The 15,489-nt window shown below is 40.0% G+C and carries 10 protein-coding genes and 1 pseudogene; all 11 read left to right on the plus strand.

Features of this window, described 5'->3' with window-relative positions:
* The first annotated feature begins 61 nt into the window (after positions 1-61).
* Positions 62-667, plus strand: a pseudogene (locus OCF96_RS04375) (nitroreductase family protein).
* Between the two features lie 12 nt (positions 668-679).
* A complete protein-coding gene (pepV, locus tag OCF96_RS04380; protein WP_261446538.1) occupies positions 680-2,080 on the plus strand; it encodes a dipeptidase PepV in 1,401 nt (466 codons plus the stop codon).
* Positions 2,081-2,133: 53 nt separating this feature from the next.
* Entirely contained in the window at positions 2,134-2,712 is a 579-nt protein-coding gene (locus OCF96_RS04385) for a uracil-DNA glycosylase family protein (RefSeq protein WP_261446539.1), read from the plus strand.
* Positions 2,713-2,825: 113 nt separating this feature from the next.
* The gene (locus OCF96_RS04390) at positions 2,826-3,113 is read left to right on the plus strand and encodes a rhodanese-like domain-containing protein (protein ID WP_261446540.1); all 288 of its coding nucleotides are present in this window, start codon (positions 2,826-2,828) and stop codon (positions 3,111-3,113) included.
* A gap of 276 nt (positions 3,114-3,389) precedes the next feature.
* On the plus strand, positions 3,390-4,715 hold the full coding sequence (gene brnQ, locus OCF96_RS04395; protein WP_261446542.1) for a branched-chain amino acid transport system II carrier protein: 1,326 nt from the start codon (positions 3,390-3,392) through the stop codon (positions 4,713-4,715).
* Positions 4,716-4,812: 97 nt separating this feature from the next.
* Positions 4,813-5,850, plus strand: coding sequence for a M42 family metallopeptidase (locus OCF96_RS04400; RefSeq protein WP_261446543.1), 1,038 nt, complete (start codon positions 4,813-4,815; stop codon positions 5,848-5,850).
* 1 nt (position 5,851) lies between these two features.
* A complete protein-coding gene (locus tag OCF96_RS04405; RefSeq protein ID WP_261446545.1) occupies positions 5,852-6,322 on the plus strand; it encodes an HIT family protein in 471 nt (156 codons plus the stop codon).
* Between the two features lie 2 nt (positions 6,323-6,324).
* Positions 6,325-7,041: an LD-carboxypeptidase LdcB/DacB gene (ldcB, locus tag OCF96_RS04410; protein WP_261446546.1), complete on the plus strand. Its 717-nt coding sequence runs from the start codon at positions 6,325-6,327 to the stop codon at positions 7,039-7,041.
* 320 nt (positions 7,042-7,361) lie between these two features.
* Positions 7,362-7,787, plus strand: a complete 426-nt coding sequence (gene rplK, locus OCF96_RS04415; protein ID WP_001085806.1) for a 50S ribosomal protein L11 — start codon at positions 7,362-7,364, stop codon at positions 7,785-7,787.
* Between the two features lie 206 nt (positions 7,788-7,993).
* A complete protein-coding gene (gene rplA / locus OCF96_RS04420; RefSeq protein WP_001085675.1) occupies positions 7,994-8,683 on the plus strand; it encodes a 50S ribosomal protein L1 in 690 nt (229 codons plus the stop codon).
* 489 nt (positions 8,684-9,172) lie between these two features.
* Positions 9,173-15,489: Ig-like domain-containing protein (locus tag OCF96_RS04425; protein ID WP_261446547.1), on the plus strand; the 6,317-nt coding region annotated here is incomplete at its 3' end.

Here is a 15,489-nt window from a genome sequence, read left to right on the forward strand (position 1 = left end):
CTGCAAGCTCTTTCAAATTATGGTAGAATGGAAACAGTAGAATTAGAAAAGGAAATCGATTATGAAATTTCTTGAATTAAATAAAAAACGTCATGCGACTAAGCATTTCACTGATAAGCCAGTTGATCCAAAAGATGTGCGTACGGCTATCGAAATTGCAACCTTGGCACCAAGTGCCCACAACAGCCAGCCTTGGAAATTTGTGGTGGTTCGTGAGAAAAATGCTGATTTGGCAAAGTTGGCTTACGGTTCAAATTTTGAGCAGGTATCATCAGCGCCTGTCACCATTGCCCTGTTTACAGATACGGACTTAGCCAAACGTGCTCGCAAGATTGCTCGTGTCGGTGGGGCAAAGAATTTTTCTGAAGAACAACTTCAATATTTCATGAAGAATTTACCTGCGGAATTTGCCCGTTACAATGAATAACAAGTCAGCGACTACCTAGCCCTCAATGCAGGTTTGGTTGCTATGAACTTGGTTCTCGCTCTTACAGACCAAGGAATCGGATCAAATTTGATTCTTGGTTTTGACAAATCAAAAGTCAATGAAGTTTTGGACATCGAAGAACGTTTCCGCCCAGAACTCTTGATTACAGTGGGATACACAGACGAAAAATTGGAACCAAGCTACCGCTTGCCAGTAGATGAAATCATCGAGAAAAGATAGAAGGAAGATATTATGACAGCAATTGATTTTACAGCAGAAGTAGAAAAACGCAAAGAAGACCTCTTGGCTGACTTGTTTAGCCTTTTGGAAATTAACTCAGAACGTGATGACAGCAAGGCGGATGCTGAGCATCCATTTGGACCTGGGCCGGTAAAAGCCTTGGAAAAATTCCTTGAAATTGCAGACCGTGATGGCTACCCAACTAAAAATGTTGATAACTACGCAGGGCATTTCGAGTTTGGTGATGGAGAAGAAGTTCTCGGAATCTTTGCCCACATGGACGTAGTACCTGCTGGTAGCGGTTGGGACACAGACCCTTACACACCAACTATCAAAGATGGTCGTCTTTATGCGCGTGGTGCTTCTGATGACAAGGGACCTACAACAGCTTGTTATTATGGTTTGAAAATTATCAAAGAATTGGGCCTTCCAACTTCTAAGAAAGTTCGCTTCATTGTCGGAACTGATGAAGAATCAGGCTGGGCAGACATGGACTACTACTTCGAGCACGTAGGACTTGCAAAACCAGACTTCGGTTTCTCTCCAGATGCTGAATTCCCTATCATCAACGGTGAAAAAGGAAATATCACGGAATATCTTCACTTTGCAGGTGAAAATGCAGGTGCTGCTCATCTTCATAGCTTTACAGGTGGTTTGCGTGAAAATATGGTACCTGAATCAGCAACAGCAGTCGTTTCAGGTGACTTGACTGACTTGCAAGCTAAACTAGATACCTTTGTTGCAGAACACAAGCTCAGAGGAGAAATCCAAGAAGAGGCTGGTCAATACAAGGTGACGATCATTGGGAAATCAGCCCACGGTGCTATGCCTGCTTCAGGTGTCAATGGTGCGACTTACCTAGCCCTCTTCCTTAGCCAGTTTGACTTTGTTGGACCAGCAAAAGACTACCTTGATATTGCTGGTAAAATTCTCTTGAACGACCATGAGGGTGAAAACCTCAAGATTGCACATGTGGATGAAAAGATGGGTGCCCTTTCTATGAATGCCGGTGTCTTCCGCTTTGACGAAACAAGTGTTGATAATACCATTGCCCTCAATATCCGCTATCCGAAAGGAACAAGTCCTGAACAGATCAAGTCAATCCTTGAAAACTTGCCAGTTGCTTCTGTTAGCCTTTCTGAACACGGTCACACCCCTCACTATGTGCCAATGGAAGATCCACTTGTCCAAACCTTGTTGAATGTTTATGAAAAACAAACTGGACTTAAAGGTCATGAGCAAGTCATCGGTGGTGGAACCTTTGGTCGCTTGCTCGAACGAGGTGTTGCCTACGGTGCTATGTTCCCAGACTCAATTGATACTATGCACCAAGCCAATGAATTTATCGCCTTGGATGATCTCTTCCGAGCAGCAGCAATCTATGCCGAAGCTATTTACGAATTGATCAAATAAAACGATAGAAGTCTGAGATGCTATGCTTAGACTTCTTTTTGGAGGGAAAGTAGATGTCTCAAATTGAAAGAATCAAGCAGGCTATCATGGCGGATCCGCAGAATGCCAGCTATACCGAACGTGGTATCGAGCCTCTCTTTGCAGCGCCAAAGACTGCTCGCATCAATATCATCGGTCAGGCACCGGGACTTAAAACCCAAGAAGCAGGCCTTTACTGGAAAGACAAAAGTGGTGACCGTTTGCGGGACTGGTTAGGTGTGGATGAAGATACCTTTTACAATTCAGGTTATTTTGCGGTTTTGCCTATGGATTTCTACTTTCCAGGGCATGGCAAATCAGGTGACCTGCCACCGCGAGCGGGTTTTGCAGAAAAATGGCATCCTCAGCTCTTGCAAGAATTACCAGATATTCAGCTAACTCTCTTGATTGGCCAGTATGCCCAAGCCTACTATTTACAGGAAAAAATTAGTGGCAAGGTGACAGAACGGGTAAAACATTACCAGAACTACTTACCAACCTATTTTCCACTAGTTCACCCCTCACCGCGAAATCAAATCTGGATGGCCAAAAATCCTTGGTTTGAGTCAGAAGTGGTGCCAGATTTGAAAAAAAGAATTAAAACCATTTTATAGTCAATGAAAATCAAAGAGCAAACTAGGAAGCTAGCCGCAGGCTGTACTTGAGTACGGTAAGGCGACGCTGACGTGGTTTGAAGAGATTTTCGAAGAGTATTAGGAGAAAAAGAATGAAAGAAATAACCTTTGACGCATTTTACCAACTCTACCAAAACGACCAACTTTCTCTAGTGGATGTGAGAGAAGTGGAAGAGTTTGACGCTCTTCATTTAGAAGGTGCCCAAAACCTACCGCTGAGTCAATTAGCTGATAGCTATGATCAATTGGACAAAGATCGCTTGCATTATATTATTTGTAAATCTGGAATGAGATCGGCGCGTGCTTGCCAATTCTTATCAGAACAAGGTTATGAAGTTATCAATGTCCAAGGTGGTATGATGGCCTTTGAAGAACTTTAATACTCAATGAAAATCAAAGAGCAAACTAGGAAGCTAGCCGCAGGCTGTACTTGAGTACGGCAAGGTGAAGCTGACGTGGTTTGAAGAGATTTTCGAAGAGTATAAACATTAGAATTTTCTCCTACTTGGCGTGGACTGGGTAGGAGAATCTTATTTTTAGACAATTCTCATTTTTAAGAATCTTGAAAACATTCAATATTTACTTCGTGAAGCTTTTTTCATGCTCCTATTCATGATATACTAGGTCAGTATTTTATAAATATGAAGGAGATTTTCATGGCTAAAAAAGGTGCCCTAACAGGTTTACTCCTGTTTGGAATATTTTTTGGTGCGGGGAACTTGATTTTTCCGCCTTCTCTAGGTGCTCTGTCTGGAGAACATTTTCTTCCTGCCATCGCAGGTTTTGTCTTTTCAGGTGTCGGTATCGCCGTCTTGACTCTTATTATTGGAACGCTAAATCCTAAAGGATATATCTACGAGATTTCAACAAAGATAGCGCCTTGGTTTGCGACTCTTTACCTCTCAGTTCTTTACTTGTCAATCGGTCCATTCTTTGCTATCCCACGTACAGCTACAACGGCTTACGAAGTAGGGATTAGCCCCCTTTTGTCGGATGCAAATAAAGGTCTTGGCTTGATTGTCTTTACGGTTCTTTACTTTGCAGCAGCGTATCTAATTTCGCTTAATCCATCAAAAATCTTGGACCGTATCGGCCGTATCTTAACGCCAGTCTTTGCGATTTTGATCGTTATCTTAGTTGTTCTAGGAGCTATCAAATATGGTGGAACAAGTCCTCAAGCTGCTTCAGCTGCTTATCAAGCTTCTGCCTTTGGTACAGGATTCCTAGAAGGTTATAATACTTTGGATGCCCTTGCCTCAGTTGCCTTCAGTGTAATCGCAGTTCAAACCTTGAAACAACTTGGATTCTCAAGTAAGAAAGAATACATTTCAACTATTTGGGTGGTTGGTATCGTTGTTGCCCTTGCTTTCAGCGCTCTTTACATCGGTTTAGGTTTCCTTGGAAATCATTTCCCAGTACCAGCTGAAGCGATGAAGGGTGGAACACCAGGTGTTTACATCTTGTCACAAGCCACTCAAGAAATCTTTGGCTCAACAGCTCAACTCTTCCTAGCAGCTATGGTAACCGTAACCTGCTTCACAACAACAGTCGGTCTGATTGTGTCAACAGCTGAGTTCTTTAATGAGCGCTTCCCACAAATCAGCTACAAGGTTTATGCAACAGTCTTTACCTTGATTGGATTTGCTATTGCAAATCTTGGTTTGAGTGCGATTATCAAGTACTCCATTCCAGTATTGGTTATCTTGTACCCAATCACGATTGCTATCGTTATGATTGTCATTGTTAACAAATTTGTGGCTCTTTCAAAACCAGGTATGCAGTTGACAATTGCTGTTGTTACAGCTATTGCCATTGCAAGCGTACTAGGAAGCTCATTTAAGGTTGAGTTTCTTGCAAACCTTGTCAACGCTCTTCCTTTTGCCAAGGCATCTCTCCCATGGTTGGTGCCAGCCATTGTCGGAATCTTGCTCTCATTGGTTCTACCAAACAAGCAAGAAAGCGATGTTTTTGAAATGGAATAATCATTAAAATCACTTTTGTAGCCAAGTCTACAGGAGTGATTTTCTTTTTTTATCCGATGATAAATGTGTTATAATAGGTAGCAAAAGAGGTGAAGAAATGAATCAAACAGTAGAATATATCAAAGAACTGACAGCTATTGCATCGCCAACAGGCTTCACTCGTGAGATTTCGGACTATTTAGTCAAGACTTTAGAAGATTTTGGTTACCAACCGGTTCGTACAGCTAAGGGTGGTGTCAATGTGACCATCAAAGGTCAAAATGATGAAGAGCACCGCTATGTGACTGCCCATGTGGATACGCTGGGTGCTATTGTCCGTGCTGTCAAACCAGATGGTCGTCTCAAAATGGACCGTATCGGTGGTTTTCCTTGGAATATGATTGAAGGAGAAAACTGTACCGTTCATGTGGCTAGCACAGGACAAAAAGTATCAGGAACTATTCTCATCCACCAGACTTCTTGCCATGTCTACAAGGATGCAGGAACTGCAGAACGCACGCAGGACAATATGGAAGTGCGTTTGGACGCAAAAGTAAGCAATGAAAAAGAAACTCGAGCCTTGGGGATTGAGGTCGGTGATTTTATCAGCTTTGATCCACGAACTGTCGTTACAGAGACAGGCTTTATCAAGTCTCGTCATTTGGACGATAAGGTCAGTGCAGCAATTTTGCTCAATCTCCTTCGTATCTATAAGGAAGAGAAGGTTGAGTTGCCTGTAACAACCCATTTTGCTTTTTCAGTCTTTGAAGAAGTGGGCCACGGTGCTAATTCTAATATTTCTGCTCAGGTAGTCGAATATCTGGCTGTGGATATGGGAGCCATGGGAGATGATCAGCAAACAGATGAGTATACAGTGTCTATCTGTGTCAAGGATGCTTCTGGGCCTTATCACTATGACTTCCGTCAACATTTGGTTGCCTTGGCTAAAGAGCAAGATATTCCATTTAAGCTGGACATCTATCCATTTTATGGTTCGGACGCTTCAGCAGCTATGTCTGCAGGGGCAGAAGTCAAACACGCCCTTCTCGGTGCTGGTATCGAGTCTAGTCACTCATATGAACGTACTCATATTGACTCGGTAGTCGCAACGGAACGTATGGTTGATGCTTATCTTAAGAGCGCATTGGTAGACTAATATGTGTTTGATTTGCCAGAGAATTGAGCTCATCAAGAAGGGAGAAAATCCCTATTTTGTCAAAGAGTTGGAAACAGGCTATCTTGTGGTTGGAGACCATCAGTATTTTGCAGGCTATAGTCTCTTTCTAGCCAAGGAACATGTCACCGAATTGCACCATTTAGAAAAGGAAACGAAACTCCGTTTTCTAGAAGAAATGAGTATGGTCCAAGAGGCAGTTGCTAAGGCCTTTGCTGCTGAGAAAATGAATATCGAACTGCTAGGAAATGGCGATGCCCATCTTCATTGGCATCTGTTTCCACGACGAAGAGGTGATATGAACGGCCACGGTCTTAAGGGGCGTGGGCCAGTTTGGTGGGTTCCCTTTGAAGAAATGACCTCAGAAACTTGCCAAGCAAAACCAGATGAGATTAAAAGATTAGTCAAATGTTTATCATTAGAACTAGATAAACTATTAGAAATAAAGGAGTAGAAATGAAAAAAAGATACCTTGTCTTGACAGCCTTGCTAGCCTTGAGTCTAGCAGCTTGTTCACAAGAAAAAGCAAAAACTGAAGATGGCGCAGCTAAGACAGAACAAACCGCCAAGACTGATGGAACAGTTGGCAGTAAATCTCAAGGAGCTGCCCAGAAAAAAGCAGAAGTGGTCAACAAAGGAGACTATTACAGCATTCAAGGAAAATACGATGAAATCATCGTAGCTAATAAACACTATCCATTGTCTAAAGACTATAATCCAGGGGAAAATCCGACAGCCAAGGCAGAGTTGCTCAAACTCATCAAGGCTATGCAAGAGGCAGGATTCCCAATCAGTGACCATTATAGTGGTTTTAGAAGTTATGAAACTCAGACCAAGCTCTATCAAGATTATGTCAATCAAGATGGGAAGGCAGCGGCTGACCGTTACTCTGCTCGACCTGGTTATAGCGAACACCAAACAGGCTTGGCCTTTGATGTGATTGGGACGAATGGAGATTTGGTAACAGAAGAAAAAGCAGCCCAATGGCTTTTGGACCATGCAGCTGATTATGGATTTGTTGTCCGTTATCTTAAAGGTAAGGAAAAGGAAACAGGCTATATGGCTGAAGAATGGCATCTTCGTTATGTCGGAAAAGAAGCTAAAGAAATTGCTGCAAGTGGTCTCAGTTTGGAAGAATACTATGGATTTGAAGGCGGAGATTACGTCGATTAATACTCTTCGAAAATCAAATTCAAACCACGTCAGCATCGCCTTACCGCAGGTATGGTTACTGACTTCGTCAGTTCTATCCACAACCTCAAAACAGTGTTTTGAGCTGACTTCGTCAGTTTTATCTGCAACCTCAAAGCTGTACTTTGAGCAACCTGCGGCTAGCTTCCTAGTTTGCTCTTTGATTTTCATTGAGTATAAAAAATAAACTTTTCTCTTGCAATTTCAGATAAATAGTGTATAATAGATGAGTATGTGTAAAGCATACTTGTGGGAGGTAAAAATCTTTAATTACCGCCAAAACCACAAAGGAGGATTTAAAAATGGCTAAAAAAGTCGAAAAACTTGTAAAATTGCAAATCCCTGCTGGTAAAGCTACACCAGCTCCACCGGTTGGACCTGCTCTTGGTCAAGCTGGTATCAACATCATGGGATTCACAAAAGAGTTCAACGCTCGTACAGCTGACCAAGCTGGCATGATCATTCCAGTTGTTATCTCAGTTTACGAAGATAAATCATTTACTTTCATCACTAAAACACCACCAGCTGCTGTTCTTTTGAAAAAAGCTGCAGGTGTTGAAAAAGGATCAGGTACACCTAACAAAACTAAAGTTGCTACAGTTACTCGTGCACAAGTACAAGAAATTGCAGAAACTAAGATGCCAGATTTGAACGCAGCAAACATTGAGTCTGCAATGCGTATGATCGAAGGTACTGCTCGTTCTATGGGATTCACTGTTGTTGACTAATCAATAACACAGTAGAAAATCTCACAGCAGTCTATTAGTTGCTTTTCATACTAGGCAAGTGACTGATGCTTGTACTTGGGTACAGCAAGGAAACTTAAGGCCGTAGGAAAAGAATCTAATAGACTGAAAACCCGCAAGACTTCATCATTTCGAGAAGTGACGTGGGAGATGAAAATCGATTGAACCACTTACAAGGAGAATAGAAAATGGCTAAAAAAAGCAAACAACTTCGTGCTGCTCTTGAGAAAATCGACAGCACAAAAGCATACAGCGTAGAAGAAGCTGTAGCACTTGCAAAAGAAACTAACTTTGCAAAATTTGACGCAACTGTAGAAGTTGCTTATAACTTGAACATCGACGTTAAAAAAGCTGACCAACAAATCCGTGGAGCAATGGTATTGCCAAACGGTACTGGTAAAACTTCACGCGTTCTTGTTTTTGCACGTGGTGCAAAAGCTGAAGAAGCAAAAGCTGCTGGTGCAGACTTTGTTGGTGAAGATGACCTTGTTGCTAAAATCAACGACGGTTGGTTGGACTTCGACGTAGTTATCGCAACACCTGACATGATGGCTCTTGTTGGACGTCTTGGACGTGTCCTTGGACCACGTAACTTGATGCCAAACCCTAAAACTGGTACTGTAACAATGGATGTTGCTAAAGCAGTTGAAGAGTCTAAAGGTGGTAAAATCACTTACCGTGCTGACCGTGCAGGTAACGTTCAAGCAATCATCGGTAAAGTATCATTTGAAGCTGAAAAATTGGTTGAAAACTTCAAAGCTTTCAACGAAACAATCCAAAAAGCAAAACCAGCTACAGCTAAAGGAACTTACGTAACAAACTTGACTATCACAACTACTCAAGGTGTTGGTATCAAAGTTGACGTAAACTCACTTTAATCAGTAGTTTATAAACAAAGACGAGTACGAAAGTGCTCGTTTTTTTATTTGAGAAAATTTATTTTGTTTGATCCAGAAATTGAGTTTTTCTCAGCCTCATTTTGGTGTTTTTGAACGTGATTTGATGATTGATAAAAATAAAGAAATAGGAATTGTTTTCTGTTGATTTGTAAAAAAAATTATATGGATTACAAGCGTATCAATTATTTCAATATTCACAAGTTTGTATAATATTTCTGGAATACTATAAAAAAACAACCAGAGAACTATATATTTACATAAGGTTTCTATGTTTACGATTGTCGAACGAAATTTTTTATCTTGCAAAAGATTGTTCTGAATGATATAATAACAACAAATGTTGATTTATCTTTTATACCTAACTTAAGATATCAACTTCTTAATATTGCATAAAAATTTAAGGGGGGGGGTATTTTTCCTAGTGTTTGAAATCAGCATTATTTAATAAATAAGGAGGTTGTGTATCTCATGCAGAGAAACCAACAAGATTTTAGAACGGAAAAATACCTTCGTTATGGTATCCGTAAGTATAGTTTTGGAGCTGCATCAGTAGCGATTGCAGCTGGTTTGATGTTCCTTGGGAATGGAGCAGTTTCGGCTACTGAAGTACAAGGGGCTGAAGTTTCGTCTGTAACAACTGCTAATCTAGGGAATCAGGCGGATTCTAAAGATAAATCAGTCAAAGCAGAAGCTGATAAAGTAGAAGAAGCTAAAAAAGTTAAAAAAGAGATTCTTGAAGCTAGCATTTCAACTTTAGAATCAAAACTTTCAACGGCTAAGTATGCAGAGGCTTTTGTACTGAGCTCAGCTAAGGAAGCTTTGGCTACAGCTAAAGCAACTCTTGCTAATGCAGAGGCTAGTCAAGCAGAAGTTGATCAACAGGCAGCTACAGTATCTGCTTTAAGTTTGGTTGTAACAGAGTCAAATACTGCTGGTTTTGATAAGAAGCAGGCGGTTGATCAGGAAGCAGCTAAGGCAGAAGCAGAAAAAACTGCAACTCCAGTTGAAAAAGCACTTTCAGTGGCTACAACAACTCTAACACAAGTATCATCAGAAGCTGAAGCAACTAACAAATTGGCTGAGACTCAACTTGCAAAGGCTGATGTCAAAGAAGAAAACAAGGCAGCTGTTACAGCAGCAGTCGCTAAAAACCAAGCAGTTCTTGCTGAAACAAAAACTCTTTTAGCTGATAAGAGTGTTACAAAAGAGCAAGTAGATGCTCAATTGGAGCGCCTAAATGAATCGATTCTTGCAGTATACAATGAATTGAAAAAAGCAGGAATCGGCCGTGATGGTAAATTTGAAGCAGTACTACCAAGCACTACAGGAACAACAACTGGTAAAGTTGATACTGTTAAGAATGACACGATAGAGCGTTATAAAAATTTTAAAAACTATAAATATGGTGCTAGTTTCTTAGGGGTAGAGAACAAACAACAATATACCGCAGATAAAAACAACGGTATTATGTGGTATGACTTCGGTAAAGCTTATAAATCAGGTGGTAAATTCACTGCGATTAGCAATGACTTAGGAAAACCAACTACAGATATTTCTATTTATGAAACTACAAACGAAAACTTAAAACGTGATGCTCAAGCAGCTGGAGTGACAAAAGCGGCAGGATATCAACTAGCTCTACAAGTAGGAACTGTGTTTGAACAAGAACTATATCCTGGTTATGTTGTACGTATGGAAGTTACAGAACTTAAACCATATGAAACAACAGATGTTTATAAAGAGCGTGCCCAAAAAGCTGGTGTGGAAGTAAAACATACAAAAGATAATTCAGAAATTACTAAGAACTCGATTCGTTATGATGGAAGAGAAGTTGATGTTGTAATTCAAAAAGAAAAAGAAAGAAATCCAAGTAATGCAGGTATCGTTACTGGAAACATGTTTAACAGATTTGGTCCTGCTAGAGACAACGCTACTGTTGGGGTAACTTGGAAGTTAACTCGTTTCTTAAATGGTAAAGAACTAAAAGGTGCAGATGTTCTATTAGCCGATGGAGAACAATTAACCAATACTGAAACAGTAAACTACGTGACTGACGGAGGAAACTGGGAGCTAGTAGAAGAAGCGAATGCACAACAGAATCAACAAGGAGATCCATTAACAGGCAGCACACCAAGTGTTTCTTTAGACGGAAATGGTGGATACAAATGGCCAGATGGATCTTATGCAGAAGGATATGCAGCGCCTCTACGTCGTTGGTCACTAACTTCAGCAGATGATTTAAAACAAGAGACACACCTTGTCGGTGGAGCGAGAAATAGTAAACATGAAGGAGGAGCGGAGGATTATCGTGACTTCTTCAACCGTAAGAATAATAACTACTATAAAGCCTATTTAGATTTAGATGAAAACGGGGAACCAAAACTTGGATTAGGAACTCAAGTTATGAGCCCATATCATACATTTAACGTTAATAGTCATTACAATACAAATTCAGTAGAATTAGGATATGCAAGTAGAAGCAGTTGGAATGCATCTAAAACAGTTCCTATTTTTGGATCACGTGATGCACAACATGTATCTGTTTATATCAATGCTGCAGGAATGCAAAATGCGATGATTGGATTCTTAGCGGAAGATAGAGGAGATGCTCCATTAACATATGGTGAGGCTCGTCATAGTATCAACTCAGTAAACCAAAGAACTGGTGATAGAATACAACAACCATATCTAGGTTCTGCTTTACCTGACTTTGAAAGAAAAACTGAGGTTACGCAAGAAAATGGTAAGTATGTATCTAAACCAATCGAAACAACTCCATGGACAGGTGATGATGATACAAATGTAACGAATAATCCTGGAACCAAAGATGAAGGTGAAGAACAATTAGTAGGAGTAGGTAAGAAATACTCAGTTATTACTTTATCAGACGGAACAACAAAGATCAGCTTCAAAGCAAGCAATGGTTCTGGAGAATTCGATAAAGCAGACGGTACTAAACAAACATTGAGTGGAAAAGCTTATGTTCGTGGATGGATTGACTTCAATGAAAATGGAAGATTTGACCCAGAAGAAGAATCTGATGTTGTAGAAATAAATGGTAATAACCAAGATGTTACATTAAGATTTAGTAATAAAGCTAGAACAGAAGCAGCTCTAAATGGTAAAGTTTCAGAATTAGGAACACGTATCCGTATTGCGATGTCTAAAAATGAGATTCTAGTTCCTACAGGATCAGCAGCGACTGGTGAGGTAGAAGACTTCAAGTCATTAACAACTACAGCTCCTAAAGGTTCAGTTAAGCAAACATCAGGTGCTCAAGGTGAAAAACAATCAGCAGTTTTAACTTTCACAGCATTTGGAACACAAAATACGGATCATTCAGTTGCGAACACAATCGATACAACAAAACTACCAGTTATCGTTTCAGCTGATGGAGTTGAACACGGTCAATCATATACTGTAACAGGTCAAGGTACTTATACAGTTGATAATGATGGATTAGTGACGTTCACACCAGAAGCAACATTTGTTGGTACTGCAGATGGTATTTTCGTTCGTCGTGTTGATAAAAATGGAAACTCTACTGGATGGACATCAACAATTTTACAAGATAAAGACACAGCGGTAACAGCTGCCAACGGAAGATCTACATACACTAACTTTGATGGTAGCTTAGACGTTACTAAAGCAGTTGAAAAAACAGTTACGCTTAATGGGGCAGCAACTACATCTATGGATGCAGTCTACATTCCAACAGTAACACCAAAAGAATTAGAAGGTAAAAATGTAGATTCTACAGATATCCAAGGAAAACCACAGAAGAAAACACCTACATTTAATTTAGCGGATACAACAACAGCAGTAACACCAAGTGATAAATACCCAGCTAAATTAGTGGATGCTTCTGGTAATAAAGTAGAGACACTAAAAGTAGATGGTCAAGGAACTTATACAATTAACCCAACAACTGGAGAGGTAACATTTACACCAGAGCCAAACTTTAAAGGAACAGCTAAACCAGTAACGATTGAGTTAGAAACAGCTGTAGGTTCTGATAAAAATGGAACGCCAGTGTTGAAAAAAGCAACAGCTACTTATACTCCGACTGTAGTAGGAGCAACACCGACAGCGCAACCAGCTACTTCAACTGGAATTCAAGGGGATACTCAAACAGGAACTGTAGCATTTACAGCAGGTAAAGCAACAGTTGAAGGTGTAGAAAAAGAAGTACCACTTAAAGCTAACTCAGCTAAGTTATTAAATGCTGATGGAAGTGTACCAACAGAAGCAACAGTGCCAGCGTATGCAGCAGACGGAGTTACAAAAGTAGGTACTTACTCAATCGACCCATCAAATAATACTGTAACATTTACACCAACTGATAAAACTTATAAAGGTACTGTTCAACCAGCGAATGTTCAAGCTGAAGATGAAAATGGTACAACTGTTAAAACAACCTACACACCACATATCGTAGGAGTAGCCCCAACAGCAACACCAGCAGAATCTACAAACATCCAAGGTGAAGTACAATCAGGTGTTGTAACATTTGCACCAGGTAAAGCGACTATCGATAATGTTGAGAAGTCAGTAGCCATCAAGGAAGGCTCAGTTAAATTAGTAAATGCTGACGGAAGTGTACCAACAGAAGCAACAGTCCCAGCTTATGCAGCAGATGGAGTTACAAAAGTAGGTACTTACTCAATCGACCCATCAAATAATACTGTAACATTTACACCAACTGATAAAACTTATAAAGGTACCGTATTACCAGCGAATGTTCAAGCAGAAGATGAAAATGGTACAACTGTGAAAACAACCTATACTCCACATATCGTAGGAGTAGTTCCAACAGCAGAACCAGCTACTTCAACAGATATCCAAGGAGTAGAACAATCAAAAGAAGTTACATTTACTCCAGGTAAAACAGAAATCAATGGAACAGAAAAAACAGTAGCAATCGATACAACTTCATTTAAATTATTAGATGAAAATGAAAATGCAGTAGATTCAGTTCCAGCGAAGAATCCAGCAGGTGATGTGATTGGTACGTATACACTTAAAGTCGTAGATGGCAAAGTGAATGCAGTATTTACACCAACAGATAAAACGTATGCTGGTGAAGTTGAGCCAGTAACGATCCAAGCAAAAGATACAAATGGAACAGTTGTAAAAACAACTTATACTCCATCTATTACACCAGTAGAACCATCAGGAACACCAACAACTTCTGAAGGAATTCAAGGTGCTAAACAAGAAGGAACTCCATCATTCACACCAGGTGATGAAAGAATTCCTATGAAGATTGATGCGGATCAGCCAGCTAAATTAGTAAATCCTGAAACTGGAAAACCAACAGATGATACAACAATTCCAGCAAAAGATAATGATGGAAATACAGTTGGTACCTACACAATTGAACCAACAACAGGTAAAGTAACATTTACACCAAATAAAGACTTTACAGGTACACCAGTAGCAGCAACTGTTCAAGCAAAAGATGCGAATGGAACACCAACAACTGCTACTTATGAACCAACAGTTAAACCAGTAACACCAACAGGTTCAGATACTGTAACAGAAGATGTTCAAGGTTCAATTCAAAAAGGTAAACCAACATTTGAAGGTGGCACAGTAACAGTTAACGGTGAAGAAAAAACTGTTGCAATCGATGAAGATAAACCAGCTAAATTGGTAGATCCAAAAACAGGTGATCCAGTTGAATCAGTAACTATCGATGGTGAAGGAACATATACAGTAACTCCAGACGGCACAGTAACATTTACACCAGAAAAGAACTTTACAGGTAAAGGAACAGGTGTTACAGTTCAACGTGAAGATAAGAATGCTACACCAGTGACAGCTAAATACACACCAGTTGTAAAACCAGCAACACCAACAAGTTCAGATGTCATCACAACTAATGTTCAAGGTGCAATTCAAGAAGGAACACCAACATTTACAGGTGGAAAAGTAACGATTAATGGTCAAGAAAAAACTGTTGCAATCGATGAAGCTGTAAAACCAAAATTCGATGATGGAACAACTGAAAAAGTAGTACCAAACGAAGGAACATACACAATCGATGAAAATGGAAAAGTAACATTCACTCCAGAAAAAACATTCACAGGACAAGCTGCAGGAGTAACAGTTAAGCGTGTTGACAAAAACGGAACACCAGTAACAGCTAAATACACACCAGTAGTAATCCCAGTGTCACCAACTTCTAAAGATGCTGAATCAGAAGGTCCAAAAGGACAATCTCAAGAAGGGACACCAACATTTACAGGTGGAAAAGTAACACTTAACGGGAAAGAAGTACCAGTAGCAATCGATGAAAATGTAAAACCAAAATTCGATGATGGAACAACTGAAAAAGTAGTACCAAACGAAGGAACATATACAATCGATGAAAATGGAAAAGTAACATTCACTCCAGAGCCAAACTTCGTAGGAAAAGCTACAGGAGTAACAGTTAAACGTGTTGATAAGAACGGAACACCAGTAACAGCTAAATATACTCCAACAGTTCGCCCAGATACTAGATTTGTAGTTATCGAAAAAGATGGCAAAGAAACAGATTTACTTCCATCTAAAGATGGAGCTAAACCTTCAGAACCAATTCCAGGATATAATGTTGTTAGAACTGAAATTGATGAAAAAGGAAATACAAAACACATCTACGAAAAAGTTAAGACATCATTCAAGGATAAAGAAGGAAACGAAATTCCTAAATATCCAAGTGAGCCAGGAACAGTCGATAAGAAAGACATTCCAGAATACCGCTTCGTAGAGACTAAGAAATTACCAAATGGTGATACAGA

Origin of the sequence: Streptococcus mitis, assembly GCF_946190065.1 — a bacterium.
Classification (GTDB): domain Bacteria; phylum Bacillota; class Bacilli; order Lactobacillales; family Streptococcaceae; genus Streptococcus; species Streptococcus mitis_DE.

Bases quoted from the DNA above. Each gene is read 5' to 3' on its own strand.
- pepV (WP_261446538.1), top strand. From the start codon at position 680: ATGACAGCAATTGATTTTACAGCAGAAGTAGAAAAACGCAAAGAAGAC.
- OCF96_RS04385 (WP_261446539.1), top strand. From the start codon at position 2,134: ATGTCTCAAATTGAAAGAATCAAGCAGGCTATCATGGCGGATCCGCAG.
- OCF96_RS04390 (WP_261446540.1), top strand. From the start codon at position 2,826: ATGAAAGAAATAACCTTTGACGCATTTTACCAACTCTACCAAAACGAC.
- brnQ (WP_261446542.1), top strand. From the start codon at position 3,390: ATGGCTAAAAAAGGTGCCCTAACAGGTTTACTCCTGTTTGGAATATTT.
- OCF96_RS04400 (WP_261446543.1), top strand. From the start codon at position 4,813: ATGAATCAAACAGTAGAATATATCAAAGAACTGACAGCTATTGCATCG.
- OCF96_RS04405 (WP_261446545.1), top strand. From the start codon at position 5,852: ATGTGTTTGATTTGCCAGAGAATTGAGCTCATCAAGAAGGGAGAAAAT.
- ldcB (WP_261446546.1), top strand. From the start codon at position 6,325: ATGAAAAAAAGATACCTTGTCTTGACAGCCTTGCTAGCCTTGAGTCTA.
- rplK (WP_001085806.1), top strand. From the start codon at position 7,362: ATGGCTAAAAAAGTCGAAAAACTTGTAAAATTGCAAATCCCTGCTGGT.
- rplA (WP_001085675.1), top strand. From the start codon at position 7,994: ATGGCTAAAAAAAGCAAACAACTTCGTGCTGCTCTTGAGAAAATCGAC.